Source organism: Dokdonella sp. (assembly GCF_019634845.1).
In the GTDB taxonomy this organism is placed as follows: Bacteria; Pseudomonadota; Gammaproteobacteria; order Xanthomonadales; family Rhodanobacteraceae; genus Dokdonella_A.
In genome coordinates this window covers 13,490-38,078 of the sequence record NZ_JAHCAQ010000001.1, presented here as the reverse complement: position 1 = coordinate 38,078, position 24,589 = coordinate 13,490, and the positions used below count along the sequence as shown (strand labels likewise).

The following is a 24,589-nucleotide window of genomic DNA, read 5'->3' as shown; positions in this document are numbered from 1 at the left end:
GGCGCTTGCCACGCCAGGCCTCAAGCGAGCCGCGGCGCCACCACACCCACGTCGCCGCACTGCGCCCGATGGCGCAGCGCGTGGTCCATCAGCACCAGCACCAGCATCGCCTCGGCGATGGGCGTGGCGCGGATGCCGACGCAGGGATCGTGACGACCCTTGGTCACCACTTCCACCGCCTCGCCGGCCAGGTTCACGCTGCGGCCGGGAACGAGGATGCTGGAGGTGGGTTTCAGCGCGAGCGAGGCCGTGACCGGCTGCCCGCTGCTGATGCCGCCAAGGATGCCACCTGCATGGTTGGACGTAAAGCCGTCCAAACACATTTCATCCCGATGCGTGCTGCCACGTTGTTCGACCACCGCAAAGCCGTCGCCGATTTCGACGCCCTTGACCGCGTTGATCGACATCAACGCGGCGGCGAGGTCGCCGTCGAGCTTGCCGTAGATGGGCTCGCCCCAACCCGGCGGCACGCCTTCGGCCACCACGTTGACACGGGCACCGACCGAATCACCGGCCTTGCGCAGGGCATTGACGTATTGCTCGAGCTCAGGCACCTGCGCCGCGCACGGCCAGAAGAATGGATTGGCCTCGACCGCATCCCAATCGAAGGAGGCCGGCACGAGCTCGCCAATCTGCGCCAGGTAACCGCGCACGCGCACGCCGTGCCGCTGCGCCAACCACTTGCGGGCGATCACCGCGGCCGCCACGCGCATCGTCGTCTCGCGCGCCGACGAGCGCCCGCCGCCGCGCGGGTCGCGGATCCCGTACTTCTGCCAGTAGGTGTAATCGGCATGCCCGGGCCGAAACGTCTGCGCGATATCGCCATAGTCCTTGCTGCGCGGGTCGGTGTTGCGGATCAGCAGCGCGATCGGCGTGCCGGTGGTGCGCCCCTCGTACACCCCCGACAGGATCTCGACCGCATCGGCCTCGTGGCGCTGCGAGGTGTAACGGCTGCGACCGGTGGCGCGGCGTGCCAGGTCATGGCTGAACTCGCCGGCGTCGAGCGCCAAGCCGGGAGGACAGCCATCGACCACGCAGCCGATGGCGGGGCCGTGGCTTTCGCCGAACGTGGTGACCGTGAACAGTTTGCCGAACGAGTTGCTGGACATGGCGCCGGGAATCGGAAGTGGGATGTCGGGTCGGGCGCGCGGTGGTGGCGATGCCGATGACTCGCGTGGGTTGCCGCGTGCCTCAGCCGCGCCGTGCCGCGACCGCGCGGATCGCTGCCGCGTGCGTGACCAGATCGGCGCGATCGAGCAGGAACACGCCCATCTGGCCGACCGCGAACTCGATCCAGTTGAACGGTATCTGCGGCAACAGCGCGACGAGGGCGCGCTCGCTCTCGCCGACCTCGACGATGAGCACGCCATCATCGGTCAGATGCTCGGGCGCCTGCACGAGGATGCGCAGCGCAAAATCCAGACCGTCGGCGCCCGCGGTGAGACCGAGCTTGGGCTCGTGGCTGTATTCGGCCGGCAGCGCGGCGAATTCCTGTTCGGTCACGTAGGGCGGATTGCTGACGATGAGGTCGTAGCGGCGCCCGGCCAGGCCGGCGAACAGGTCCGAGCGAATCACCTCGACGCGATCGCCGACGTCCTGGAACTCGACGTTTTCGCGCGCGAGCGCCAGTGCCTCGTCGCTGACGTCGGCCAGATCGACCTGCCAATCGGGATTGTGCGCGGCCATCGCGATGCCGATGCAGCCCGAACCCGTGCACAGGTCGAGCGCGCGCTCGACGTGACGTTCGTCGAGCCATGGCGAAAAACCGCCCTGGATGAGTTCGGCGATCGGCGAGCGCGGCACCAGCGCGCGCGCATCGGACTTGAACTTGAGGCCGGCAAACCACGCCTCGCCGGTGAGATAGGCAACCGGCCGATGCTCGTCGACACGGCGATCGATGAGCTCGAGCACGCTGCGCTTTTCGCCGGCGGTGAGCCGCGCGCCGCCATAGGCGGGCGACAGGTCGTGCGGCAGATGCAACGCATGCAGCACCAGATGGGTCGCCTCGTCGATCGCGTTGTCGTAACTGTGGCCGAAGGTGAGACCGGCCGCGCCGAACCGACTGGCGCCGTAGCGGATGAAGTCCACGATCGTGGCAAGTTCCTCGGTCATCGCGCGATCCGCTGCAGGTGGGCCGCCGAGTATAAGGCCGGATGCCATGGCACCGCCGGCGCGCCTGCCGCCGGCGCATGCGCTCGCCTATACTGGGCGGATGAATATCGCTCGCTCCGCCGGTCGCGTCTCCGCCAACTGGCTCATCGTCATCGCCGCACTGGCGGCCGCCGCCGGGTTGTGGTTTGGCGCCCGCCTGTTCACGACCACCACGCCGGCGCCGCTGCTGCCGCCGCTGCAGGCCGGAATGGCGTTTCCGGCGCCACGCGAGGTGCCGGCATTCGAACTGGACCGCGCCGACGGCGGCAAGCTGAGCCAGGCGGACTGGCGCGGTCGCTGGACGATCGTGTTCTTCGGCTACACCCACTGCCCCGACATCTGCCCGACCACTCTGGCCAGTTTCGGCCAGGCCTGGAAGAAGCTCGACGCGGCGGCGCGCGAGCGGTTGCGTTTCGATTTCATCTCGGTCGACCCCGCGCGCGACAACCCCGAGCAACTGGCGCGCTACGTCGGCCACTTCGACAAGGACTTCGTCGGCGCCACCGGCAGCGACGAGCAGCTCACCGCACTGACGCGCGCGCTGGGGATCATGTACGCGCGCGAGCAGGGCGAGGCCGGCAGCTACACGGTCGACCACAGCGCCTCGGTGCTCATCATCGATCCGGCGGGGCGCGAAGTGGGCCTGTTGCGCCCACCGTTCGACGCCAGCCAGATCGCCGCCGATCTGCAGACACTGGCGCGTAGCCAATGATGCGCGCCGCCGTGGCGGTGCAGTACCTGCTGCCGCATCGGTTGCTGTCGCGCCTGGTGCTGTGGGCGGCGCGCTGCCGCTGGCGCCCGTGGAAGAACCTGCTGATCCGGCGCGTGGTGGCTGCCTACGAGGTCGATCTCGGCGAAGCGGCCGTCGAGGATGCGACCGCCTACCCGAGCTTCGCCGCCTTCTTCACGCGCGCACTCAAGCCCGGCGCGCGACCGCTGCCGACCGCCGCGCAGGCCATCGCCTGCCCTGCCGATGGCCGCATCAGCCAGGCCGGCGCGATCAGCGCCGGTCGCATCGTGCAGGCCAAGGGCCAGGCATTCAGCGTCGCCGAGCTGCTCGGCGACGAAGCCGCCGCGGCGCCCTACGCGCAGGGCCAGTTCGTGACTGTGTACCTGTCGCCGCGCGACTACCACCGCGTTCACATGCCGCTGGCCGGTGAACTGGTCGAGACCCTGCACATACCCGGACGCCTGTTCAGCGTGGCGCCGTTTGCCGTCGAGGCCGTGCCGCGCCTGTTCGCGCGCAACGAGCGCCTGGTCTGTCACTTCCGCGGGGCCGATGGCCCCTTCGTCGTGGTGCTGGTCGGCGCGATGCTCGTGTCGGGCATCGAGACCGTGTGGAGCGGCGTCGAAGTGCCTCCGTATGCCAGCCGGCCCAACGGCCGCGACTGGCAGGGGCAGGGCATCCGCCTCGAACGCGGCGCCGAACTGGGGCGCTTCAACATGGGCTCGACCGTGATCGTGCTGCTGCCGACCGGCCCTGCCCGCTGGGGCGACCTGGTGCCCGACCAGCCGGTGCGGATGGGGCAAACTCTCGGCAACGTGACCGACGTCGCGAAAACAAGTGTGGATTCCTGACTCGGCGACCTTCCAAATCGGCGCGCATTGGGTCAGAATATGACACACGTTGGCATGTTGTGACGCATCATCACCACCTGCCAACCATCGTAGCAGCGCCGCATGGACGCACCTGTCCCGCGGCAGGAATCAGGGGGAAACACCAATCATGGCCATCGTCACCCGCGTCATCGCCTTGAGTCGCGCGATCCAGCTGCGTCGCCAGCTGCGCGAAGTCAACAAGGCACTGGAAATGCTGCCACCCAACATTCGCCGCCAACTGGCCGCCATCGCGGTGCGCGAGTTCAACGCCGCCGCCACCAGCGAATTCCCGCATCTGTACGGTACGCCGCGTGACGACAAGTATCGTCCGTGGGGCGCCGGCACCGATATCGCACTGGAGCGCCTGCAGTCGGAAAACCTGCAGGTGCGCCTGCGCGGGATCGCGCTGTGGATCACGGTCGCCTATCACGAGACCAAGGACTCGCCCTACAGCGAACAGCAGGATTTGCACCGGCAGGTACTGCGCGCGATGCGCTCGCTCAAGGAAAGCGTGCCGGCCGACCAGATCAAGGAATGGATGAGCGCCGGCGTCGAAGAAGCCGCGTAAGCACCGTCTCCAGCGTCACCTTTCATCACGCCCGCCTCGCGCGGGCGCTTTTTTTGCGCGCCGCAGCCGGACGCGAGGACGGCGCGCAGTGGTCGGCTGCCGGGAATGGTGTCCCCGCGCGTGACCGTGATGCCTCCGGGCGCGTCCGCCGCGACGCCGGCACTGCCTGCCCGAGCGGCGCCGGACGCGCCGGCACCGGCGCTCGAGGTCCGTTCCCGCGCGGCTGCTCAGCGCGCGCAGGCCGGCAGCTGCAGGCGCTGCCCCGGCTTGATCGGATAATGCGGCGCGCGCAAGGCGTTGTGGTCGGCAATGTCGCGCATGCTGCAATGGCTCGTCTTGCGTGCAATCGCGGCCACCGTGTCGCCCTTGCGCACCACGTACACACGCGATCCGGAGCTGGCGCTGGCGGCGCCGCGGCTGGCCACGCGCGCCACGATGCCGGGCGGCGCGGGCGGCAGCGCCGCCGCATGCAGCTCGCTGGCCAGACGCTGCCAGCGCCCCGCGGCGCAATTGCGCGCATACACGGCTTCGAGCTGCTGCGGCACTACGAGCTTGCTGCCGGCCGGTGCGGCCTGTTGCGGATCCAGCTGCGGATTGAGGTTGCGCAGAGCGCGGAACCAGCCATCGCTCGCGCCGCCGTCCTGACCCAGGCAGATCGTCAGTTCGGCGATCGACGCGGGCTGCTGCAAGGTGATGCTGCCGGGCTGCATCGCGATCTTCGGCCACTCGAGGTTGTAGCGCTCCGGGTGCATGAACAGCCAGGCCGCAGCGAGCACCATCGGCACGTATTCGCGCGTCTCCTGCGACACGCCGTAGTAGATCTGCGGATTCCAGAAACTCAGGGCACTCTCGCCACGGCCGGCACGGCGCTGCATCGCACCCTCGCCACCGTTGTAGGCACCGATGACCAGTTCGAGGTTGTTGTTGAATATCGCAAGCTGCTCGTTGATGTAGGCGGCATTGGCGCGCGCCGACAGCCGCGGGTCGAAACGCTGGTCGAAGCCGTCGACGGTGCGCAGTCCGAAGCGCAGGCCGGTGGCGTACATGAACTGCAACGGCCCCGACGCGCCCGAGCGCGACACCGCATGCACCTTGCCGCCCGATTCCTTGGCCAGCATGCCGAACAGCAGCGCTTCGGGCAGGCCGGCCTTGTCGTACTCGGGTGCCATCTGCCAGCGCAGATACTGGTAGTTGACGTAGGCGGTCATGAGGTTGGGCCGGTACTGCGTCAGCCACTCCTCGAGTGCGACCTGCACCGGACCATTCATCTCGATGAGCTCGCTCAGCTCGCGTCCTTTCAGCAACGTGACGCTGCGGCCCAGCTCGGGCATGGCGCGTGACAACTGCTCACCCTCGCCCGCCGGGGTCACCTCGCCGGGGCTGTCGCCAGCGGCATCGGCGCTGCCCTCGCCGCCGGCGTCGGCAGAGGTCAAGCCACCCCGCAGCAGCGCATCGAAACCGGCGACGAAACGCTGCCCATCGCAACCGCGCGTCGTCACGCAGGCACTGGCGGCATCGCGCAGGTCATCCAGCGCGGCCCTGAGCTCGGCATCGCCGGCAGCGGCATCGCCACGCCGCTGCAGATCGAGCCCGTTGGCGTAGCGTCGGGTGGCGGCGTCCAGGCGCGCATACAGCGCACCTGCCGCGTCGGCTGCCGTCGCCCGCGTGGGCCGCGTGGCTGCCGTGCCGGCGCAGCCGGCGAGTGCGGCCAGTGCCGCACACAATGCGAATCGTTGCAGCACTTGCATCACCTGGGCCCGTTGCGGCCGCCTGATCGACCCGCCACGGTAGCGGCGCCCTCGCCAAGCGGCAAGTATCGACCGGCACCGGCGGGATCGCCGCTACAATCGGCTTGTCACGCCCAACCCGCACCGGAGCCCGCCTGTGAACGACATCCTCATCGGCAAGAGCGAGCACGACATCGTCCTGCTCGCCCAGTACGCCAATCGCCACGGCATGGTGGCTGGCGCCACCGGCACCGGCAAATCGGTGTCACTGATGCTGATGGCCGAGGGCTTCTGCAAGCTCGGCGTGCCGGTGTTCCTGGCCGACGTCAAGGGTGATTTTGCCGGCCTGTCACAAGCGGGCGTGGCCAGCGACAAGCTCAAGGCGCGGGTGGAAAAGCTCGGCATCGAGTGGACTCCGGCCGCCAACCCGGTGGTGTTCTGGGACATCTACGGCAAGGCCGGTCATCCGGTGCGCACCACGGTGTCGGAAATGGGCCCGACCCTGCTGGCGCGCCTGCTCGAACTCAACGACACCCAGAGCGGTGTGCTCGAGATCGTGTTCAAGGCCGCCGACGACAATGGCCTGCTGCTGCTCGATCTCAAGGACCTGCGGGCGATGCTGAACTTCGCCAGCGAGCACGCCAAGGACATCTCGCAGCAGTACGGTCTCATTGCGCCGACGTCGGTGGCCGCGATCCAGCGCGCGCTGCTGTCGCTCGAGCAGGCGGGCGGCGATGCGTTCTTCGGCGAGCCGGCGCTGGACCTGGCCGACTTCATGCGCCAGGACCTGTCCGGCCGCGGCATCGTCAACATCCTCGCTGCCGACCAGCTCATCCTCAAGCCCAAGCTCTACACGACCTTCCTGCTGTGGATGCTGTCCGAGCTGTTCGAAAAGCTGCCCGAAGTCGGCGACCTCGACCGGCCCAAGCTCGTGTTCTTCTTCGACGAGGCACATCTGTTGTTCGACGACGCGCCGCCCGCCTTGCGCCAGCGCATCGAGCAGGTGGTGCGGCTGATCCGTTCCAAGGGCGTGGGCGTGTATTTCTGTTCGCAGAATCCCGACGACGTGCCCGACGTGATCCTCGGCCAGCTCGGCAACCGTATCCAGCACGCGCTGCGCGCGTTCACGCCGCGCGACCAGAAGGCCGTCAAGGCCGCGGCCGAGACCTTTGCACCCAATCCGGGCCTCGACGTGGCGCAGGCAATCACCCAGCTCGGCGTCGGCGAGGCGCTGGTGTCGATGCTGCGGGCAGGCGGCGTTCCCACGCCGGTCGAGCGCGCAATGATCGCCACACCCGGCTGCCGCCTCGGCACGATCAGCGAGGAGGAACGCGCGATGGTTCGCGCGCGTTCGCCGGTCGGCGGCAAGTACGACACCGCGATCGATCGCGAGTCGGCGTTCGAAGTGCTGGCGCAGCGCGCGGCCACCGCGCCGGCGGCGCCCGCCACCGCGGGCAAGGCCGCCAAGGCCGACGCCAAAGCCGACGCCAAGGACAGCGGCGTGGGCCAGATGGCGCACGACATGCTATTCGGCACCGGCCGCCGCCAGGGCATGCTCGAGGCGATGGGAAAATCGATGGCACGCAACGCGGGCTCGCGCATCACCAACGCGATCATGCGCGGCATCTTCGGCTCGATGAAGCGTTGAGACCGCTGGCGGCCTGCCGGTCACAGGCGCCGGCGGCCGATGGCGGCTGCGGCGACCGCACCGGGCCACACGCCGCACGGCCCTTGTCCACCGCCACGAGCGCCCACCTACCATGAGCCGCTGGCGACCACCCGCTCCGCACTCGACCGCGATCATCACCGCCGAGGGTCATGCGCGGCTCAAGGCCGAACTCGACGAGCTGTGGCGGCAGCGTCGTCCTGAGGTGGTGCGTGCGCTGGCCGCGGCCGCCGCCGAGGGCGACCGCTCGGAGAATGCCGAATACACCTATCGCAAGAAGCAGCTCGGCGAGATCGACCGCCGCGTGCGCTACCTCGGCAAGCGACTCGAGCAGCTGCGCGTGATCGAAGCGCCGCCAGGCGATCGCGGCGCGGTGTATTTTGGCGCCTGGATCACGGTCGAGGATGCGGCCGGCACGCAGCACGTCTACCGCATCGTCGGTCCCGACGAGACCGATGCGGGCCGTGGCTGGATCAGCATCGACTCGCCGCTCGCGCGCGGCGCGCTGGGCAGGCACGTCGATGACGAATTCGAAGCACGCCTGCCCGACGGACCGGCCAGCTTCGTGGTGCTGGCGGTGCGCTACGCGGGCTGAGCGGCCACTGCACGATCGCACCGCCGACACGCTTGAGGAAAAAAAATGGCGGCCAATGGCCGCCATTTTTCGCGACTGCAGGAAGGCAGTCAGCGCGTGATCGGCAGATACACGCGGAAGGTCCGCTGGTCGTCGGCAGCGCCCGGATCGGAGACGTCCTCGTCCCATGGCCGGCCGAGGCCAGCTTCGCTGTAGCGGTAACCGTGCGTTTCGGCGTAGGCCTTGTGGTTGAGGCGCACCAGCGGCAACTGCGCCGCACTGCCGGTGTACTCGGTGTACAGCGCCAGGCCCTGGTACCACAACGCAGCGCGCACGTTGTCGTCGACCACGAGCAGCCCCTTCTTGTCGCGATCGCCTGCCACCAGCGGCTGACCCGCGTCGGCGCTGTCGTCGTCCGCATCGGCCTTCGGTGCCGGCGCATCGATCGTGAAGCTGTGGCCGTCGAGCGTGAAGCTGGTCTGGTCGACCGGGATGGCGACCGCGAAGGTGTAGTTCTCGTCACCCCATTCGGTGGTGATCGTCAGCATCGGACCGGACTGGGTCAGACCGGTCTTCTTGAGCACGGCTTCGATCTTTTCCTTGGCTTGCGCGGTGGCGTCGGCGACCTCGTCGAGCGAACGCGGCGCGCGCGTGTTGACGAGCAGTACCGGCTTGGCGGTGATCTCGACCACCGAGATGTCCTGGTTGCTGTAATCGGTGTTGGGGAAGCCGGCCATCATCGCCGCCAGGCTCGCCAGCGAGCCCTGCACGACCGCGGAAGGATCGCCATTGATGTAGAGGCCGCCGAAGCGCCACAGCAGGTTCCAGCCGTAGTCGACATCGTAGGATTCGGTGACGTACACGGTGCGGCCCTTGGGCGAGGGCGTGATCGTGAGGTTGTAGGTCTTGTTGGTGCCGATCCAGTCATTGTCGAGCGTCATCGTGACGTCGCTGTCCTGGGTGCTCTTGGTGATGGTCAGGCTGCCGTCGCCGACCTTGGGCACGCTGCTGGTCCAGCTGATCTTGGAGCCGACGCCGGCTTCGGGACCACCGAGCGTCGTCTGCATGGCCGGGTCGAACGCACGCAGGCCCGTGTACTGCGGGAAGCGCCGGAATCCATTGATCGTGTCGTAAACCTGACGCGCTGGACTGGGGACCTCGACGCGCCGTTCGATATGACCATGGTCGGGCAGCACGAGGCCGACCAGCACGGCCAGCGCGAACACGATCAGCAGGGCCACCAGCATTTCGAAAATACGCATCATCCGAGGATTCTCCAGGACTGACATTGACGGTGCCGCATCGTGGCGGACCGGGCCATCCCCCGGCACCGCGCACCCTGCCCCACGCACCTGCGCGCCCCGCACCGGCGGAGCGAAATGCCGATGTTACTGGACTTCCGGCCCCGCGCGCCACGGCCAGACAGCCGCGGCACCCCGTGCCCTTGCCGCGGGCGGGCCTTCAGACGATGCCGAGCTCGAACGCCTTGAGCACGGCCCGCGTACGGTCGCGCACGCCGAGCTTGGACAGGATGTTGGAGACGTGATTCTTGACCGTGCCCTCGGCCACCCCAAGTGAGTTGGCGATCTCCTTGTTGCTGTAGCCGCCGGCCATGAGGCGCAGGATTTCGGTCTCGCGCTCGGTCAGCGGATCGGGGCGGTCGAGGCTGGTGAATTCGTTGTGCATGCGCTCCAGTCCCGACAGCAACCGCTGGGTCACCACCGGCGACACCAGCGAACCGCCGCCGGCCACGGTCCTGACCGCGTCGACGAGCTGGTCGAGCGACACGTCCTTGAGCAGATAGCCACGGGCGCCGGCCTTCAGCCCGGCCAGCACGAGCTGGTCGTCGTCGAACGTGGTGAGGATGATGGTCGGCGGCAACTGCTGGCGGCTGGCCAGGGCATTGAGCACGTCCAGCCCCGACATGCCCGGCATGCGCATGTCGAGCAGTACCACGTCGGGCCGCACCTGCGGGATCGTCTCGACCGCCTGCGCGCCGTCGGCGGCTTCGGCCACCACGCGGATCGAATCGGACAGCTCCAGCAGCGAACGGATTCCCTGTCGCACCAGGGTCTGGTCGTCGACGAGGCAGACTTTGATCATGGGTCGGACTCCAGAGGCAGGATGATGTCGAGCGCAAAACCACGCCCGGCGCCGGCGTCGATGTCGACGCGGCCGCCAAACTGCGCCAGCCGCTCGCGCATGCCGGCCAGGCCGTTGCCCTGCACCAGCGCGCTGGCGCCACGGCCATCGTCGCGCGCACGGATCGCGACTTCGCGGCGCGCGTCATGCTCGAACACGAGCCACAGGTTGCGCGCCTGGGCATGGCGCACCGTGTTGGTGATGATTTCCTGCGCGCAGCGCAACAGCACCTGGGCGCGGCGCGGATCATCGACCCCCAGTCGCGCTGGCAGTTGCAGGTGGATGGCCAGACCCGGTACGCCCTCGACCAGATCACGCAGCGCCTGGGTCAGATCGATGCTGTCGCCCTCACGCAGCTGGCTGACCACCTCGCGCACGTCACCGAGCAGCAGCTTGGCCACCGACTGCGCCTGCAGGATGTGCTTCTGCGCCGGACCGTCGACGAGGTGGCTGGCCACCTCCAGGTTGAGGCTCAGCGCGGTCAGGTGGTGCCCCATCAGGTCGTGCAGCTCGCGCGAGATGCGCATGCGCTCGGCCAGCCGGCTCGATTCGGCCAGCAGCGCGCGCGTGGCGCGCAGCTCGGAGTTGAGGCGACGCTGCTCCTCGCGCGCCTCGACCTGCTGCTTGGTGACCAGCGCCGTGACGAAGGCGAGCACGATGAAGCCCGAATACAGGCTCGACTGCAGGAATGCGTCGCTGAGACTGAAGGCGGGCTCGCGGATGCTGGCGAACACCGGCACCAGCGAGAAGTTCTGCAGCACCATCCAGGCAATGCCCACGCGCAGCGGCACCAGCCAGGGCAACACCACGGCCACCACCGCCAGCAGCAGCGCCGAAATGCCGCTCTGGCTGAACCAGCCGATCGCCACCGCCATGAGGTTGAGCACGACCAGCAACGCGATCTGCACGCCGCGCCGCAACGGCGTGCGGCCGAGCGTGCCCAGATCGCGCGTCAGGTACCAGTAGACGATGCCGAACACGACGTAGCAGCCGAGCCACAGATGCACGTAGCTGCCCGGCAACTGCTTGGCGGCCAGATCCTCGACCACGGTGCGGTAGCGCAGGAACGGCGTGCCCACGCTCGCGTACTGGAACAGCCCTGCGTAGCGCAGCAGCTGGATGTGGTTGAACTGGGCCCAGGTCATGGCGCCATCATAGGCGGGCGCGGTCCTCGCGCGACCCTGTCCGAAGTCACTGCGATGCTGCGCCTGCAACACGGCGCCGCGACCGCGGCAGCCATGCCGCGCTGCCGGTCGGCGTGGCTGCGGCGGCCTGTTCTTGGCACCCGCGCATGCGATAATCGGCGGCGCGGCGTCACCGGCACCGGCGCGCCGCCTTGCAATGGAGCACATCATGGCAGTACGCATACGCGACGTCGGTTCGCACGATCTGGATTCGGTACTCGCACTCAACAACGCCGCCGGTCCGACGATCCTGCCGCTCACCGCCGCCGCGCTGCGCAAGTTGCACGACGAAGCCTGCTATTTCCGCGTGGCCGAGGTCGATGGCCACATTGCCGGCTTCCTGTTCGCGCTGAACCAGGATGCCGACTACGACAGCGCCAATTTCCGCTGGTTCCAGCAGCATTACGCCCAATTCGTCTACATCGACCGCATCGTCATCGCCAAACCGTACCGCGGCCTCGGTCTGGGCCGCATCTTCTACGCCGACGTGATCAGCTACGCCGAGACCCACTCGCCCGAGTTGACCTGCGAGGTGTTCCTCGAGCCGCGCAACGACGTCGCCCTCCTGTTCCACGGCAGCTTCGGCTTCCAGGAAGTGGGCCAGCAGGTCATGCCCGGCAACGGACAACGTGTCGCGCTGTTGGCCAAGACGCTGTGCAGCTACCCGTTCGTGCGCGACACCTATCTAAGCGGTGGCGCCGCGCGCCTGCCCGACCTGCCGTGGCTGCGCGAGCGCACACACACCGCCACGGCTGCGCCCGCCACGCGCGCGGCAGGTGGCGCGTGAGCGCACGACAGGCGGCCGGCGCGCCGCTCGATCTCGAACCGGTGGCCGAAATCAAGTTCGGCCAGGTCGGCATCGCCAACCTCAAGCTGAGGGTGCTCGATGCCGATGCGCTCGAAGCGGAACTGCGTGCCAAGGTGAGTGGCGCCGAAAAGCTGTTCCGCCATGCGCCGGTCGTGCTCGACCTGAGCCACCTGCCGCAGCTGCCCGCAGTGGCGGTCGTGCGCGAGCTGCTCGACTGCATCCGCAGCGCCGGCATGTTGCCGGTCGGGCTGTCCTACGGCACCAGCGAGAACGAGGCCATCGCGCGCGAACTCGGCATTCCGGTGATCGCCAAGTTCCGTGCCGCCTACGAGCGCGCCGGCGGCCATGACGAAGCAGGCCCGCCCGCCGCACCGCCTGCCGCGCCACAGCCGCCACGACCAGCGACACCCGCCGCGCCGCGCGAGGTCATCGGCCAGATCCATGACAAGCCGGTGCGTTCGGGCCAGCAGCTCTACGCGCGTGGCCGCGACCTGATCGTGACCGCCCTGGTCGGCAACGGCGCCGAGGTCATCGCCGATGGCTCCATCCACATCTACGGCGCGCTGCGCGGGCGGGCGTTGGCCGGCGCGCAGGGCGACACCAGCGCGCGCATCTTCTGCCGCGAATTCCATGCCGAACTGGTCTCGATCGCGGGACAATACCGGGTGTTCGAGGACATTCCGGCCGAGCTGCGCGGGCAGCCCGTGCAGGCCTGGCTGGATGGCGACAAATTGCTGTTGAAGAAGCTGTGAGCGGGGCGAGCGCAGTGCGCAGTCACCGGCACGCAGGCGCCAGGCGCGGCCCCGCGCAGCGCGCCGCGGCTCCGTTTTCATCGTCCCATTCCCCCGTCAGCGGAGAACTCCATTGAGCGAAGTCATCGTAGTCACCTCGGGCAAGGGCGGCGTCGGCAAGACCACCACCAGCGCCTCGCTGGCCGTGGGACTGGCCCGGCGCGGCAAGAAGGTCGCCGTCATCGACTTCGATGTCGGCCTGCGCAACCTCGACCTCATCATGGGCTGCGAGCGGCGCGTGGTGTACGACTTCGTCAACGTCATCCAGGGCGAATGCACGCTCAAGCAGGCGCTCATCAAGGACAAGCGCATCGACACCCTGTTCGTGCTGGCCGCCTCGCAGACGCGCGACAAGGACGCACTCACCAAGGAAGGCGTCGAGCGCGTACTCAAGGAACTGGACGAGGACGGCTTCGACTACGTGCTGTGCGATTCGCCGGCCGGCATCGAGAAGGGCGCCGCACTGGCGATGTATTTCGCCGACCGCGCCGTGGTGGTGGTCAATCCGGAAGTCTCCAGCGTACGCGACTCCGATCGCATCCTCGGCCTGCTCGCCAGCAAGACGCGCCGCGCCGAGCAAGGCGGGACCGGCGTCGAGCAGCACCTGTTGCTGACGCGCTACAACCCCGAGCGCGTCGCCAACGGCGACATGATGGGCATCACCGACGTCAAGGACATCCTCGGCATCGACGTGATCGGCGTGATCCCCGAATCGGAAGGCGTGTTGACCGCCTCCAATGCCGGCGTGCCGGTGATCCTCGACGACGCTTCCGACGCCGGCCAGGCGTATGCCGACGCAGTGGCCCGCCTGTGCGGTGAAACGCTGCCGATGCGCTTCACCGAAGCGCAGAAGAAAGGCTTCTTCTCTCGCATCTTCGGAGGCTGAATCATGGGCCTGTTCGACCTGTTCCGCTCCCGCCCGAAGAACACCGCATCGGTCGCCGCCGAACGCCTGCGCATCATCGTCATGCAGGAACGCAAGGCCGACGGCCGCGGTGGCCATGACTACCTGCCGACCATGCGGCGCGAAATCCTCGAAGTGATCCGCAAGTACGTCAATGTCGACGCCGATGCGATCGACATCCACGTCACGCGTGAAGGCGAGGACGAGGTGCTCGAACTGTCGGTCACGCTGCCCGAACGCGACAGGGACGCCGGCGCCGAGCGCGGCCGCGCCGACGAAGCGTCCAGCGGCGCGGACTGAGCGCCGCGCGCGTGCAGGCTGCCGCGGCGCCCGCCGTGCTCGCGATGGCCGACATCGGCTTCGCCGCGGCGCGCGCGCTGCTGGCAAAGTTCGAACTCGAGCTGCTCGAAGTCGAAGCCGGTGCGGCGATCCCGGGCAGCTACTGGGGCGATGCCGAGGCCGGCGTGATCGGTTCGCGCGTGTACGCACGCGCCGACACGCCCGTGCACTCGCTGTTGCACGAGGCCTGCCACCTCATCGTCATCCCGCCCGCGCGCCGCGCGCTCGTGCACACCGACGCCTCCGACTCGCAGATCGAGGAGGACGCCACCTGCTACCTGCAGATCGTGCTCGCCGACCACCTGCCCAGCGTCGGCCGCCAGCGCCTCATGGCCGACATGGATGCCTGGGGCTACTCGTTCCGGCTCGGCTCGGCGCGCGCCTGGTTCGAGGCCGATGCCGAAGATGCGCGTGCATTCCTGCAGGCGCGGGACCTGCCCGTGACATGAAGCGGGCACACGCGGACGCCCGGCATCGCTAGAATGCCCCAGTCCCCAACGTCCGGAACCGTTCCCATGCAACGCTGGATCAAATTGCCCGATGGCCGCTTCATCGACGCCAATCGCATCGCCTACATCGGCAAGACCGAGACCTTCGCCCACATCGACGAGAACGGCACCGACATGGGAATGGCCTATTCGGTCAACCTTGGCACCGGCATCGAACGCGAAAGCCAGCTCACCGTGATCGGCACGCGCGAGGAAGTGCTGAGCGTGCTGCGCGCCGTACTCGGCCGCGGCGAGGCACCGCCGGCCGCCTGAGCGACCCGCGCCTCACCAGCGCCGCACCACCTCGAGGTAGGCGCGCCAGCAGCCCAGCCCGAGCATGGTCACGCTGGCCGCAGCGAGAGCCAGTCGCAGCGGACTGGCCGCCAGCACCGGCGCCAGCGCGCCGGCGATCACCGCGCTGATCAGCAGGCTAACGAACGCCTGCACCGACGAGGCCGCGCCGCGATGGTGCGGGAAGCGATCGAGCAGCAGTAGCGTCAAGGTCGGAAAACTCATGCCGATGCCGATCGCGTGCAAGCCGATCGGCAGTACCGACCACGGCACAAGCGGTTGCGGCAGCTGCGCGGTGACCGCCAGGTTGAGCGCGCTGGCCAGCACCATGATCGTGTAGCCCACGCGCACGGTCGTCGCCGCGGTCAATCGTCCGGCGACGCGCCCGGACAGGAACGAGCCCAGCATCATGCCGCTGATTGCGGGCACGAACAGCCAGGCGAAGTGCTGCGTATCGAGCCGCAACATGCCAAGCACGAAGGCCGGCGCCGACGAGATGTAGACCCACAGCGCATTGAAGTTGAACGAACCGGCCAGCACCAGCGGGAAGAAGGCGCGATCGGTGACGATGACGCGCCAGGTCGCGCCCAGTTCGCGCAGCGACAGGGCAACGCGCCGCTCGCGCGGATGGGTCTCGGGCAGCCAGGCCAGACAGGCCAGGCACAGCGCCAGCGCGAATGCCGCCAGCAGCACGAAGATCATCGGCCAGCGCGCGAACGCAACCACCCAGCCGCCGACGATCGGTGCGAGCGCCGGCGCGATGCCGAAGATCATCGACACCGAAGCCATGAGGCGCTGCGCCTCGGCGCCATCGAACACGTCGCGGATCACCGCGCGGCCGACGATGATGCCGGCGCCGGCCGACATACCCTGCAGCGCGCGGAACAACAGCAGCGTTTCCAGCGTACGCGCCATCGCGCAACCGAGCGAGGCGAGCGCGAACACGATCACGCCGGTGATGATGACGCGGCGCCTGCCCAGGGCATCGGACAGCGGGCCATGCAGCAGCGACATCAGCGCATACGGCGCCATGTAGGCGCTGATCGACTGCTGCATCTGGAACGTGCTGGCGTGCAGATCGGCTTCCAGCGCCGGGAACGCCGGGAAGATCGTGTCGATCGCAAACGGTCCGAACATCGCCAGCGCGCCCAGCAACGGTGCCAGCACGCGTCGCCTCGGCGGCGGCATGGTCGCGACGGCGCCGCTCACGCGACGCCAGCGGGCAGGTCGCTCAACGGCACCGCATCGCGCGCGCATCGCCTCATGTCTGCTTCCGCTGCACTGGACCGCGGACTGTAGCACGCTGCCGGATTGGCGCCGCCCACGCGCGCTGGCATCATGCGCGGCGGGAGATGGCATCCTCCCCGAACCGCCGCATGGCTGATGATGCCTGGCCACGTTTGCCGGCAACGGAAGCGGCCAGGCGTCGTGCCCGGAACGCGCGCGCCCGCCGCGCCCCGTCGCCTCGACAGCATGAGGACTGCGATGAACCTGATCTCGGTACTGGCGGTGGGGCTGGGTGCCTTCGTGGGTGCGATTGCGCGCTGGCTGCTCGGCATTGCGCTCAACCCGCTGCTGCCCTCACTGCCGCTGGGCACGCTCGCGGCGAACCTCGCCGGCGGCTTCGTCATGGGACTGGCGCTGGGCGTGTTCGCGCACTACGAGGCACTGCCGATTGCATGGCGGCTGGCGCTGACGACGGGCTTCCTCGGCGGCCTGACCACGTTCTCGACGTTCTCGGCCGAGACCGTCACCCTGCTGCTGCGCCAGCAGTACGGCTGGACCGTGGCGATCGTGCTCGCACATGTGGGCGGCTCGCTGCTGCTGACCCTCGCCGGCGTCTTCACCATGCGCCTGTTGCTGCGCGCCTGAACGGAGAGCCCCATGCAAGCCTGGTCGTTGCGCCTCTACCTGCACGAAAGCAACCGGCACGCCGGCCAGCCCACCTGGGAGTGGCTGCTCGAACAGGCGCGCACGCTCGGCATCGCCGGCGGTTCGGCGTTCCGCGCGATCGCAGCGTTCGGCCGCCATGGCGTGCTGAGCGAGCAGCATTTCTTCGAACTGGCCGGACAATCCACCATCGTGGTCGAGTTCGTGCTCGACGCCGAGCAGTCCGCGCAGTTGCTGGCCCTGATCGAGGCCGAACGCATCGCGCTGTTCTACCTGCGCCACGCCGTCGACTGCGGCACCACCGGATGATCACCCTTTAAATGGCGCCGAGCGTGCCAATATCGCCAGCATGACTGCGATGACCGCCAGGGATCGTGTCGAAGGATTGCTCGCGCAGGCGGGCGTGCAGGCCAACGGTCCTGCCGCGACCGATATCCAGGTGCATGACCCGCAGCTGTACGAGCGCGTGCTGGCCCATGGTTCGCTCGGCCTCGGCGAGGCCTACATGGAAGGCGCCTGGGATGCGCAGGATCTGGACGGCTTCCTGTTCAAGCTGCTCGACGCGCGTCTGGACGAAGCGCTGCACACCTTCGACGACCTGTTGCTGCACCTCAAGGCCCGCGTGCTCAACATGCAGCGTGGCCAGCGCGCATGGCAAGTCGGCGAACGCCACTACGACCTCGGCAACGAGCTGTACCGGGCGATGCTTGGCCAGCGCCTGGTCTACAGTTGCGGCTACTGGAAGGATGCGACCGGGCTCGACGCCGCGCAGGAGGCCAAGCTCGCACTGGTCTGCGCCAAGCTCGGTCTCGAACCCGGCATGCGCGTGCTCGACATCGGCTGCGGCTGGGGCGAGGCGCTCAAGTACGCCGCCGAGCGCCACGGTGTCAGTGGCGTCGGTGTCACGGTGTCGCAGGAACAGGCGCACTTTGCCAGCGAGCTCTGCGCGGGCTTGCCGATCGAGATCCGCGCCGAGGATTACCGCGAGCTCGACGAGCGTTTCGATCGCGTGCTGTCGATCGGCATGTTCGAGCATGTGGGGGTCAAGAATTACCGCACCTACTTCGAAGTGGCGCGTCGTTGCACGGCCGATGACGGCCTGTTCCTGTTGCACTGCATCGGCTCCAACGTCTCCACCGACCGCACCGACCCGTGGATCGAGAAATACATCTTCCCCAACTCGATGCTGCCGTCGGCGGCGCAGATCACCCACGCCGCCGAAGGACTGTTCGTGATCGAGGACTGGCACAACTTCGGCGCCGACTACGACCGCACGCTGATGGCGTGGCGTGCCAACTTCGACGCCGCCTGGCCACAGCTTGAATCGCGCTACGATGAACGCTTCCGCCGCATGTGGCGCTTCTACCTGTCGGCCTCGGCCGCTACCTTCCGCGCCCGCCGCGACCAGCTCTGGCAGCTCGTGCTGAGCCCGCATGGCGTGCACGGCGGCTACCGCGCCCCGCGCTGATCGGCCACGTCCACCAACGGCAGGCGCAGCCATGCCCGGGCACGCCTGCCGCAGGGTCCCAGGGCCGCGGCGCCGGACGCGCGGTGCTAGGCCGGTGGATTGCCGTAGCGGTTGGCGCCCGCAGTGCCGGCGACGAAGCCGTTGAACACCAGCGCCACGAGCCCGCCGACCACCGGCACGAGGGCGATGAGGATCCACCATGCGGACTTGTCGACGTCGTGCCAGCGCTTGGCGCAGATCGCCAGGCTCGGCCACAACAGCAGCAGCGACAGCAGCGGCAACAGGCCGGTGGCCATGCCGACTCCGGCCGGCGGCGCCTGCGTATCCAGGCTGGCCGCGCCGAACAGCGCCGCACCGAGCGCCACGAACGCGACGCCGAACAGCACGCACATCGCCAGCACGAAATACCAATACGGCGCGCGGCCGATGCGTCCTTCAAACGAAAACAGCAGTTGGGTCCAGCTCATCTTGGCTTGCTCCGGTTGGTTTGGACTATGGCAGCGTCAGCCGCCGGCCTGCGTCGATTCCCTCTCGACCTTCCAGGCGCCGTCCTCGCGCCGCATCGACACCGTGCTCACCACCGCCTTGCCGTCGGCATCCTTGCCCTGGTAGTCGAGCGTGGCACTGTCGCCCTTGACGTGGCCGGCGACGTATTTCGGCGCGCGCAATGCCTGGCTCTGGATGAAGCCGAACATCATCTTGAAGTCGGCGTCGTTGCGGTGAGCCTGCAGTTCGGCGGCGCGCTCGCGCGTCATCGTGCCGACCAGCGCATCCACATCGCCCTTGCGCAACGCCGCCAGGTGGGCGAGGTAAACCTTGCCCAAGTCGCCGCCGCCGGCAGGCAGGGCAACTCCGGGATCGGCCGGGCCCGGCAGATCGAGGGCGAAGCGCAGGTCGTAATAGCTGCCGTCCTGCTTGTCGGACTCGTTGTTGCTGCGGAAGCTGCCTTCGATGCGCTGCGCGTCGTTGCGCTTGAGATCGAGGGTGTACCAGCCGCTGCCGCTCTGGGAGCCAAAGGTATCGCCCAGCCTCAGGTTGACGTTCTGCACGCTGCCGTCGGCTTCGATGTTGAGGTCGACACGGGTGGCGCCGCGCAGCATGGTCTCCAGCGCGTGGCCGCGATCGCGCTCGTCGCGCAGCGCGGCGGCGTCGATCGGCCGGTCGGCGAACACCACCGTCGTGATCTGTCGCGTCTTGTCGAACGGATCGGGGCCAGGCCAGGCGTAGGCGTGTTCGAGCGCCGTCACCTTGCCATTGTGATACAGCGTCCCTGCACCGTCGGCCAGCGCGCCGCCGCACGCCAGCAGCAGTGAAACCGCCAGGCATTTCGTCATCGTTCGCATTCTTCCACCCTCCGCTCGTTGTCGGGTCCGCCGTGATGCCACCGCCAGCCGGTGTGCGCCCTGCAGCAGCCCGTTCCTGATCCAATACGGAAAACCGTCCGCGCAGGTGCCAGCCCCCCGCTGCATCAAACACCGCACGGCGGCCAAGCGAACATGCGCCGGCCCGATTCCCTGCCCGCCGGCGGCGTGATGGCGCCGCCCACGGGCCGGGAACGCGCAGGCGTTCTGGCACAATGACGGGCTGCACGCGCGCCGCGGCGCCGCCTCATCCGCATCGAACCGACCATGATCCTGCACGCCAACCACGAACAGATTCCGCTCAAGGACTACGCCGAACGCGCCTACCTCGACTATTCGATGTACGTGGTGCTCGATCGCGCCCTACCCTTCATCGGCGACGGGCTCAAGCCCGTGCAACGGCGCATCGTCTACGCGATGAGCGAACTGGGCCTGGAAGCCGGCGCCAAGCCCAAGAAGTCGGCACGCACCGTCGGCGATGTGATCGGCAAGTTCCATCCGCATGGCGACTCGGCCTGCTACGAGGCCATGGTGCTGATGGCGCAGCCGTTCTCGTACCGCTACCCGCTGATCGACGGCCAGGGCAATTTCGGCTCGCAGGACGATCCCAAGTCGTTCGCGGCGATGCGCTACACCGAATCGCGCCTGACGCCGCTGGCGCAACTGCTGCTGGACGAACTCGGCCAGGGCACGGTCGAATGGACGCCCAATTTCGACGGCACGCTCAAGGAGCCCTCGTGGCTGCCTTCGCGCGTGCCGCATGTGCTGCTCAACGGCTCGACCGGCATCGCGGTCGGCATGGCCACCGACATCCCACCGCACAACCTGCGCGAGGTGGCGAGCGCCTGCATCCGCCTGCTCGACGAGCCCGAGGCCAGCGTCGCACAACTGTGCGAGCACGTGCGCGGCCCCGACTTTCCGACCAGTGCCGAGATCATCACGCCGGCGGCCGAGCTGGCCGCCCTCTACGCCACCGGCACCGGCTCGGTGCGCTGTCGCGCGGTGTGGCGGCGCGACGACGGCAACGCCGTGGTCACGGCGCTGCCATGGCAGGTGTCGCCATCGAAGATCATCGAGCAGATCGCCGGGCAGATGCGCGCGAAGAAACTGCCGATGCTCGAGGACATCCGCGACGAGTCCGACCACGAGAATCCGATCCGCATCGTGCTGATCCCGCGTTCGAGCCGCATCGACCTCGATGAGATGATGCAGCACCTCAACGCGACCACCGACCTGGAGAAGAGCTACCGCGTCAATCTCAACATGATTGGCCTCGACGGCAAGCCGCAGGTGAAGAACCTCAGGCAGATCCTCGGCGAGTGGTTGCGCTTCCGCGCCGACACGGTGACGCGCCGCCTGCAGCACCGCCTGGCCAGGGTCGAACGGCGCCTGCACCTGCTCGAGGGCCTGCGCATCGCCTATCTCAACCTCGACGAGGTGATTCGCATCATCCGCCACGAGGACGAGCCCAAGGCCGCGTTGATCGCGCGCTTCGCGCTCAGCGAGGAGCAGGCCGACTACATCCTCGAGACGCGCCTGCGCCAACTGGCGCGGCTGGAGGAGATGAAGATCAATGCCGAACGTGACGAGCTCGAGGAGGAGCGTGCGCGCATCAATGTGGTGCTGGGTTCCAAGGCGCGACTCAAGACCCTGCTCAAGGACGAGCTGCGCAAGGATGCGGAGAAGTACGGCGACGCGCGCCGCTCACCGCTGATCGAACGTGCGGCGGCGCAGGCACTCGACCAGACCGCGCTTGTCGCCAGCGAACCCATCACCGTGATCCTGTCCGCCAAGGGCTGGGTGCGCGCGGCCAAAGGCCACGAACTCGATGCGCGCGAACTCGGCTACCGCGAAGGTGACGCCTACCTCGCGAGCGTGCGCGGCCGCACCACGCAGAACGTCGCCTTTCTCGACTCCAGCGGCCGCAGCTACAGCGCCGCGGCGCACACGCTGCCATCGGCGCGTGGCAACGGCGAGCCGCTGACGGGCCGCTTCACACTGCCGGCCGGCGCCCAGTTCGAGGCGCTCGCGATCGGTGAGTCGACCAGCAAGTTCGTGCTGGCCACCGACTTCGGCTATGGCTTCGTCACCGGCTTCGAGGCGCTCCTCGCCAACAAGAAGGCCGGCAAGCAGGTGGTCAGTCTCGACGCCAAGGCGCACGTGCTGGCGCCCGCGGCCGTCGCCGACACCGCGCGCGATCGCATCGTGGTCGTCACCAACGCCGGCCATCTGCTCATGTTCTCGGTGGCGGAACTGCCCGAGCTCGACAAGGGCGGCAAGGGCAACAAGCTGATCGAGATACCCAAGGCCAGGCTCGGCGATGGTGAGCGCGTCGCCGGCATCGCCGTGGTGAGCGAAGGCAGTGGCGAAGTGACCCTGTATGCGGGTCAGCGCAAGCTCAGCCTGCGCTGGAACGATCTCGTCGAGTATGGCGGCAGCCGCGCCACGCGCGGTGCGCTGCTGCCGCGCGGCCTGCAGCGCGTGGATCGCATCGAGACCACCGGCTGAAGCCGCTGACGGACGCCGCGCTGGTCCAGCACCGGACCAGCCGACCCGGTTGCCCGCCGCGCGTCGTCCGATACCTCGCGGCGCGCCGCGAGGTCCCGGGTCGGGGTTGCGGACAGTGGCGTGGACCGGCCCTGTCCGGCATTGCGGTCAGGGCGGCAGGCAGGCGCCGGTTTCGCCGAGCTCGAAGCCACTGCAGAAGATGTAGTCCACGGCGGCGCCGACCGTCACGCTGACCGGTATCGCGAGCAGCGGATGGACCGGATCGTTGGTGGTGACGCACAGCTCCGCCGCGTGACTGCCCGGCGCAAGACCGGCCGCCGCCGGATCGACCGTGACTGTCACGCTGCTGCTGGTCCCGCCGGCAACCGTGCCACTGGTCGGATTGGCCGTCAGCCAGGTCAACGGCGCCCCATTGCATGGCGTCGGTCCGCCATTGCCAGTCGCCGTGGCGCGGATCAGCCAGTTGCCCGGTATGCCAAAGCGATCGGTGACGCCGGTCAGATCATTGTTGCCAAGGTGGTCGATGTCGGTGGGCGGTACGGTCGAACCAATCAGCCAGGACTTGCCCGCGCTGCTGCCCTGGTCGAGCGCCGCCGGGAACAGTCGCGGCGTGTAGCCACCTGCGATGGCCCACTGGTCGACGAAGCCGATGTAGACATGGCCTGGCCCCGGCACGACGAAGTGCACGGGATAGGTTTGGAAACTGTCGAGCGCCGCGATCGTCACCAGCTCGTCACCGCCGATGCGCACGGCATTGTTGGGGTCGCCGTCAGCGTCAGCGTCGTAGTACACGACGAGATTGGCCTGCAGGCCGACCAGCGTTCCGTTCGAGTTGCCCGGCCACAGGATCGCGATGGTGTCGATCGTGACGGGCTCGGGTACCGCGAAACGATTGAGCCACACCGCCGCCGACTCGGTGGCTGGCGGACCGGGTGTGCCCACGCCCACCGTGTCCTCATAGGTGCCGTCATCGAGTGCGAACGTGTAGTCGGCCAGCGGTGCCAGCCACGCCGCAGGCCGCGGATCACCGCCCGCGTGGCCACCCAACGCCAACGCCGGTGGCAACCCCATGCCGCTTGCCGCGACGGCATGGACCTGCACCGGCACGAGCGGCGCGCTGGTCTCACGCGCGGCCAGCGAGTAGGTCAGCGGCGCATGCCCCAGCGCGTTGGCGATGCTGAGCGTCGCGCTCGTCACCTGGTTGGCCGGCACGCTGAACGTGAATGTCGCCGGGCTGAGCGAGACCAGTGGATCAGCCGGTGAACCGTCGAGCGCAAAGTTGGCAACCACCGTGCAGTTGGCGCTGACGGGAGCGGTCGTGTAGGCGTTGCCGTTGAGTGTACCGCCGCAGGTTCCACCGACCGTGCCCACGTGATAGCCCGTCGCGGGAAACAAGCTGAACGTGGCGACGGCACCGGCGGCGATCGTCTGCGGTCCGCTCGGCGAGATCGTGCCGACCGGCAACCCCACGCTGGGCGTGACCGTATAGGTGGTACCGGCAGCAACCGTCAGCGTGTAGTCCTCGCCTTGGCCATAGCCGGTAGTCTCGCAGGCCGTGGCAGCCGCGCTGTAGCGTTTGATCACGCGCAGGCGCACCGCACCCGGCGTGACGCCGGGCGGCACCAGGATCGTGTTCACCGCCTGCTGGCCGTCGACACCGGTCGAATTCGTGATGTCGCCAATTGCATAGGCTTCATTGCTGTCGAACACGCCGTTGCGGTTCCAGTCGATGAAGGCGTTGACGACGTCGTCCCAGTCGCCGTCGGTGTTGCCCTCCACCTCGATCTGGTAAGTCTGGCCGGCCTGGACGAGTCCACCGCCGACCGCGAGGAAGTCTTCCAGCGGCGCACTGCCGGTGGTCGCGGCGGGGCTGGTATTGTCGATGCCGCTCACGACCACGCGCGTGATCGGCTCCACCCCTTGCGGAAACGCGAGCGCACAGTAGGGATCGGGAAAGGCGCGCAGCGCCGCCGGTGCCGTGGTCGCGACCATTGCCGCCTGCGCCGGCAGCGGCGGCGCGCACAGCGCAGCAACGACGCCGCCAATGAGGATCCCGACGATGACGGTTGGAGTCCGCCCGCGCCGCGACCGGTCACGCTGCAGACTGGCAATTTCACGCTCGGACATCGC

The 24,589-nt window shown here is 68.3% G+C and carries 25 protein-coding genes and 1 riboswitch; of the genes, 15 read left to right on the top strand and 10 right to left on the bottom strand.

Annotated elements, in window-relative coordinates; translation table 11 throughout:
* Nucleotides 1-20: 20 nt before the first annotated feature.
* A complete protein-coding gene (aroC, locus tag KF903_RS00150; protein WP_291209605.1) occupies nt 21-1,109 on the bottom strand; it encodes a chorismate synthase in 1,089 nt (362 codons plus the stop codon).
* Nucleotides 1,110-1,191: 82 nt separating this feature from the next.
* A complete protein-coding gene (gene prmB / locus KF903_RS00145; RefSeq protein ID WP_291209604.1) occupies nt 1,192-2,112 on the bottom strand; it encodes a 50S ribosomal protein L3 N(5)-glutamine methyltransferase in 921 nt (306 codons plus the stop codon).
* Between the two features lie 100 nt (nt 2,113-2,212).
* Here prmB and KF903_RS00140 point away from each other — a divergent pair, with 100 nt between their 5' ends.
* The 3 genes from KF903_RS00140 (at nt 2,213) to KF903_RS00130 (ending at nt 4,318) form a co-directional block, all read left to right on the top strand.
* Complete coding sequence (locus KF903_RS00140) at nt 2,213-2,863, top strand: SCO family protein (protein ID WP_291209602.1); 651 nt, start codon at nt 2,213-2,215, stop codon at nt 2,861-2,863.
* On the top strand, nt 2,863-3,729 hold the full coding sequence (asd, locus tag KF903_RS00135) for an archaetidylserine decarboxylase (protein WP_291210029.1): 867 nt from the start codon (nt 2,863-2,865) through the stop codon (nt 3,727-3,729). The genes KF903_RS00140 and asd overlap by 1 nt, the downstream gene beginning before the upstream one ends.
* 148 nt (nt 3,730-3,877) lie before the next feature.
* Nucleotides 3,878-4,318: a hypothetical protein gene (locus tag KF903_RS00130; protein WP_291209600.1), complete on the top strand. Its 441-nt coding sequence runs from the start codon at nt 3,878-3,880 to the stop codon at nt 4,316-4,318.
* A gap of 227 nt (nt 4,319-4,545) precedes the next feature.
* Here the strand turns inward: KF903_RS00130 and KF903_RS00125 are convergent, their stop codons facing one another.
* Nucleotides 4,546-6,066 carry a transglycosylase SLT domain-containing protein gene (locus KF903_RS00125; protein WP_291209598.1) on the bottom strand — a complete coding sequence of 507 codons (1,521 nt, stop codon included), beginning with the start codon at nt 6,064-6,066 and terminating at the stop codon, nt 4,546-4,548.
* Between the two features lie 136 nt (nt 6,067-6,202).
* On the opposite strand from KF903_RS00125, the gene KF903_RS00120 reads away from it, so the two are divergent.
* Both KF903_RS00120 and greB read left to right on the top strand, forming a co-directional pair.
* Nucleotides 6,203-7,693 (top strand): helicase HerA-like domain-containing protein, encoded by a 1,491-nt coding sequence (locus tag KF903_RS00120; RefSeq protein WP_291209596.1) that lies wholly within the window; start codon nt 6,203-6,205, stop codon nt 7,691-7,693.
* 112 nt (nt 7,694-7,805) lie between these two features.
* Entirely contained in the window at nt 7,806-8,306 is a 501-nt protein-coding gene (greB, locus tag KF903_RS00115; protein ID WP_291209593.1) for a transcription elongation factor GreB, read from the top strand.
* Nucleotides 8,307-8,395: 89 nt separating this feature from the next.
* Here the strand turns inward: greB and KF903_RS00110 are convergent, their stop codons facing one another.
* The 3 genes from KF903_RS00110 to KF903_RS00100 form a co-directional block, all read right to left on the bottom strand.
* The gene (locus KF903_RS00110) at nt 8,396-9,550 is read right to left on the bottom strand and encodes a polyketide cyclase (RefSeq protein WP_291209592.1); all 1,155 of its coding nucleotides are present in this window, start codon (nt 9,548-9,550) and stop codon (nt 8,396-8,398) included.
* 196 nt (nt 9,551-9,746) lie between these two features.
* Nucleotides 9,747-10,388, bottom strand: coding sequence for a response regulator transcription factor (locus KF903_RS00105; protein WP_291209590.1), 642 nt, complete (start codon nt 10,386-10,388; stop codon nt 9,747-9,749).
* The gene (locus KF903_RS00100) at nt 10,385-11,572 is read right to left on the bottom strand and encodes a histidine kinase (protein ID WP_291209588.1); all 1,188 of its coding nucleotides are present in this window, start codon (nt 11,570-11,572) and stop codon (nt 10,385-10,387) included. The genes KF903_RS00105 and KF903_RS00100 overlap by 4 nt, the downstream gene beginning before the upstream one ends.
* A 208-nt stretch (nt 11,573-11,780) precedes the next feature.
* Here KF903_RS00100 and KF903_RS00095 point away from each other — a divergent pair, with 208 nt between their 5' ends.
* The 6 genes from KF903_RS00095 to KF903_RS00070 all read left to right on the top strand — a co-directional run bounded on the left by KF903_RS00095 (nt 11,781) and on the right by KF903_RS00070 (nt 15,214).
* Nucleotides 11,781-12,398 (top strand): GNAT family N-acetyltransferase, encoded by a 618-nt coding sequence (locus tag KF903_RS00095; protein WP_291209586.1) that lies wholly within the window; start codon nt 11,781-11,783, stop codon nt 12,396-12,398.
* Nucleotides 12,395-13,171 carry a septum site-determining protein MinC gene (gene minC, locus KF903_RS00090; protein WP_291209584.1) on the top strand — a complete coding sequence of 259 codons (777 nt, stop codon included), beginning with the start codon at nt 12,395-12,397 and terminating at the stop codon, nt 13,169-13,171. Before KF903_RS00095 ends, minC begins: the two co-directional genes overlap by 4 nt.
* Nucleotides 13,172-13,283: 112 nt before the next feature.
* Nucleotides 13,284-14,096, top strand: a complete 813-nt coding sequence (minD, locus tag KF903_RS00085) for a septum site-determining protein MinD (RefSeq protein ID WP_291209582.1) — start codon at nt 13,284-13,286, stop codon at nt 14,094-14,096.
* A gap of 3 nt (nt 14,097-14,099) precedes the next feature.
* Nucleotides 14,100-14,414, top strand: a complete 315-nt coding sequence (minE, locus tag KF903_RS00080; protein ID WP_291209581.1) for a cell division topological specificity factor MinE — start codon at nt 14,100-14,102, stop codon at nt 14,412-14,414.
* A 44-nt stretch (nt 14,415-14,458) separates the two neighbouring features.
* Nucleotides 14,459-14,902: a hypothetical protein gene (locus tag KF903_RS00075; protein ID WP_291210027.1), complete on the top strand. Its 444-nt coding sequence runs from the start codon at nt 14,459-14,461 to the stop codon at nt 14,900-14,902.
* Nucleotides 14,903-14,968: 66 nt separating this feature from the next.
* Entirely contained in the window at nt 14,969-15,214 is a 246-nt protein-coding gene (locus KF903_RS00070; RefSeq protein WP_291209578.1) for a hypothetical protein, read from the top strand.
* Between the two features lie 12 nt (nt 15,215-15,226).
* Here the strand turns inward: KF903_RS00070 and KF903_RS00065 are convergent, their stop codons facing one another.
* Complete coding sequence (locus KF903_RS00065) at nt 15,227-16,399, bottom strand: multidrug effflux MFS transporter (protein ID WP_291209576.1); 1,173 nt, start codon at nt 16,397-16,399, stop codon at nt 15,227-15,229.
* A gap of 172 nt (nt 16,400-16,571) precedes the next feature.
* Nucleotides 16,572-16,632, top strand: a riboswitch (Fluoride riboswitch).
* Nucleotides 16,633-16,717: 85 nt separating this feature from the next.
* Here KF903_RS00065 and crcB point away from each other — a divergent pair.
* Genes crcB through cfa form a run of 3 tightly spaced genes read left to right on the top strand, consistent with a single transcriptional unit; the run spans nt 16,718 to nt 18,590 of the window.
* On the top strand, nt 16,718-17,104 hold the full coding sequence (gene crcB / locus KF903_RS00060) for a fluoride efflux transporter CrcB (protein ID WP_291209574.1): 387 nt from the start codon (nt 16,718-16,720) through the stop codon (nt 17,102-17,104).
* A 12-nt stretch (nt 17,105-17,116) separates the two neighbouring features.
* Nucleotides 17,117-17,431 (top strand): DUF190 domain-containing protein, encoded by a 315-nt coding sequence (locus tag KF903_RS00055; RefSeq protein WP_291209572.1) that lies wholly within the window; start codon nt 17,117-17,119, stop codon nt 17,429-17,431.
* A 40-nt stretch (nt 17,432-17,471) separates the two neighbouring features.
* A complete protein-coding gene (gene cfa, locus KF903_RS00050; RefSeq protein ID WP_291209570.1) occupies nt 17,472-18,590 on the top strand; it encodes a cyclopropane fatty acyl phospholipid synthase in 1,119 nt (372 codons plus the stop codon).
* An 86-nt stretch (nt 18,591-18,676) separates the two neighbouring features.
* On the opposite strand, the gene KF903_RS00045 is transcribed toward cfa, so the two are convergent.
* Together KF903_RS00045 and KF903_RS00040 are read right to left on the bottom strand one after the other, a co-directional pair.
* A complete protein-coding gene (locus tag KF903_RS00045; RefSeq protein WP_291209568.1) occupies nt 18,677-19,057 on the bottom strand; it encodes a DUF805 domain-containing protein in 381 nt (126 codons plus the stop codon).
* Nucleotides 19,058-19,093: 36 nt separating this feature from the next.
* Nucleotides 19,094-19,924 carry a hypothetical protein gene (locus KF903_RS00040; RefSeq protein ID WP_291209566.1) on the bottom strand — a complete coding sequence of 277 codons (831 nt, stop codon included), beginning with the start codon at nt 19,922-19,924 and terminating at the stop codon, nt 19,094-19,096.
* A gap of 294 nt (nt 19,925-20,218) precedes the next feature.
* Between KF903_RS00040 and parC the strand changes: the two genes are divergently transcribed.
* Nucleotides 20,219-22,459: a DNA topoisomerase IV subunit A gene (gene parC, locus KF903_RS00035; RefSeq protein WP_291209564.1), complete on the top strand. Its 2,241-nt coding sequence runs from the start codon at nt 20,219-20,221 to the stop codon at nt 22,457-22,459.
* 147 nt (nt 22,460-22,606) lie between these two features.
* Here parC and KF903_RS00030 read toward each other — a convergent pair whose 3' ends face one another.
* On the bottom strand, nt 22,607-24,586 hold the full coding sequence (locus KF903_RS00030; RefSeq protein WP_291209563.1) for a GEVED domain-containing protein: 1,980 nt from the start codon (nt 24,584-24,586) through the stop codon (nt 22,607-22,609).
* Nucleotides 24,587-24,589 lie beyond the last annotated feature (3 nt).

What these genes read in the sequence shown, in the direction of transcription:
- KF903_RS00045 (WP_291209568.1), bottom strand. Translation starts at nt 19,057, where the DNA reads ATGAGCTGGACCCAACTGCTGTTTTCGTTTGAAGGACGCATCGGCCGC.
- crcB (WP_291209574.1), top strand. Translation starts at nt 16,718, where the DNA reads ATGAACCTGATCTCGGTACTGGCGGTGGGGCTGGGTGCCTTCGTGGGT.
- KF903_RS00130 (WP_291209600.1), top strand. Translation starts at nt 3,878, where the DNA reads ATGGCCATCGTCACCCGCGTCATCGCCTTGAGTCGCGCGATCCAGCTG.
- KF903_RS00055 (WP_291209572.1), top strand. Translation starts at nt 17,117, where the DNA reads ATGCAAGCCTGGTCGTTGCGCCTCTACCTGCACGAAAGCAACCGGCAC.
- KF903_RS00125 (WP_291209598.1), bottom strand. Translation starts at nt 6,066, where the DNA reads ATGCAAGTGCTGCAACGATTCGCATTGTGTGCGGCACTGGCCGCACTC.
- prmB (WP_291209604.1), bottom strand. Translation starts at nt 2,112, where the DNA reads ATGACCGAGGAACTTGCCACGATCGTGGACTTCATCCGCTACGGCGCC.
- greB (WP_291209593.1), top strand. Translation starts at nt 7,806, where the DNA reads ATGAGCCGCTGGCGACCACCCGCTCCGCACTCGACCGCGATCATCACC.
- KF903_RS00070 (WP_291209578.1), top strand. Translation starts at nt 14,969, where the DNA reads ATGCAACGCTGGATCAAATTGCCCGATGGCCGCTTCATCGACGCCAAT.
- KF903_RS00105 (WP_291209590.1), bottom strand. Translation starts at nt 10,388, where the DNA reads ATGATCAAAGTCTGCCTCGTCGACGACCAGACCCTGGTGCGACAGGGA.
- KF903_RS00040 (WP_291209566.1), bottom strand. Translation starts at nt 19,924, where the DNA reads ATGACGAAATGCCTGGCGGTTTCACTGCTGCTGGCGTGCGGCGGCGCG.
- aroC (WP_291209605.1), bottom strand. Translation starts at nt 1,109, where the DNA reads ATGTCCAGCAACTCGTTCGGCAAACTGTTCACGGTCACCACGTTCGGC.
- asd (WP_291210029.1), top strand. Translation starts at nt 2,863, where the DNA reads ATGCGCGCCGCCGTGGCGGTGCAGTACCTGCTGCCGCATCGGTTGCTG.
- cfa (WP_291209570.1), top strand. Translation starts at nt 17,472, where the DNA reads ATGACTGCGATGACCGCCAGGGATCGTGTCGAAGGATTGCTCGCGCAG.
- KF903_RS00140 (WP_291209602.1), top strand. Translation starts at nt 2,213, where the DNA reads ATGAATATCGCTCGCTCCGCCGGTCGCGTCTCCGCCAACTGGCTCATC.
- parC (WP_291209564.1), top strand. Translation starts at nt 20,219, where the DNA reads ATGATCCTGCACGCCAACCACGAACAGATTCCGCTCAAGGACTACGCC.
- KF903_RS00075 (WP_291210027.1), top strand. Translation starts at nt 14,459, where the DNA reads ATGGCCGACATCGGCTTCGCCGCGGCGCGCGCGCTGCTGGCAAAGTTC.
- KF903_RS00095 (WP_291209586.1), top strand. Translation starts at nt 11,781, where the DNA reads ATGGCAGTACGCATACGCGACGTCGGTTCGCACGATCTGGATTCGGTA.
- KF903_RS00110 (WP_291209592.1), bottom strand. Translation starts at nt 9,550, where the DNA reads ATGATGCGTATTTTCGAAATGCTGGTGGCCCTGCTGATCGTGTTCGCG.
- minE (WP_291209581.1), top strand. Translation starts at nt 14,100, where the DNA reads ATGGGCCTGTTCGACCTGTTCCGCTCCCGCCCGAAGAACACCGCATCG.
- KF903_RS00100 (WP_291209588.1), bottom strand. Translation starts at nt 11,572, where the DNA reads ATGACCTGGGCCCAGTTCAACCACATCCAGCTGCTGCGCTACGCAGGG.
- KF903_RS00030 (WP_291209563.1), bottom strand. Translation starts at nt 24,586, where the DNA reads ATGTCCGAGCGTGAAATTGCCAGTCTGCAGCGTGACCGGTCGCGGCGC.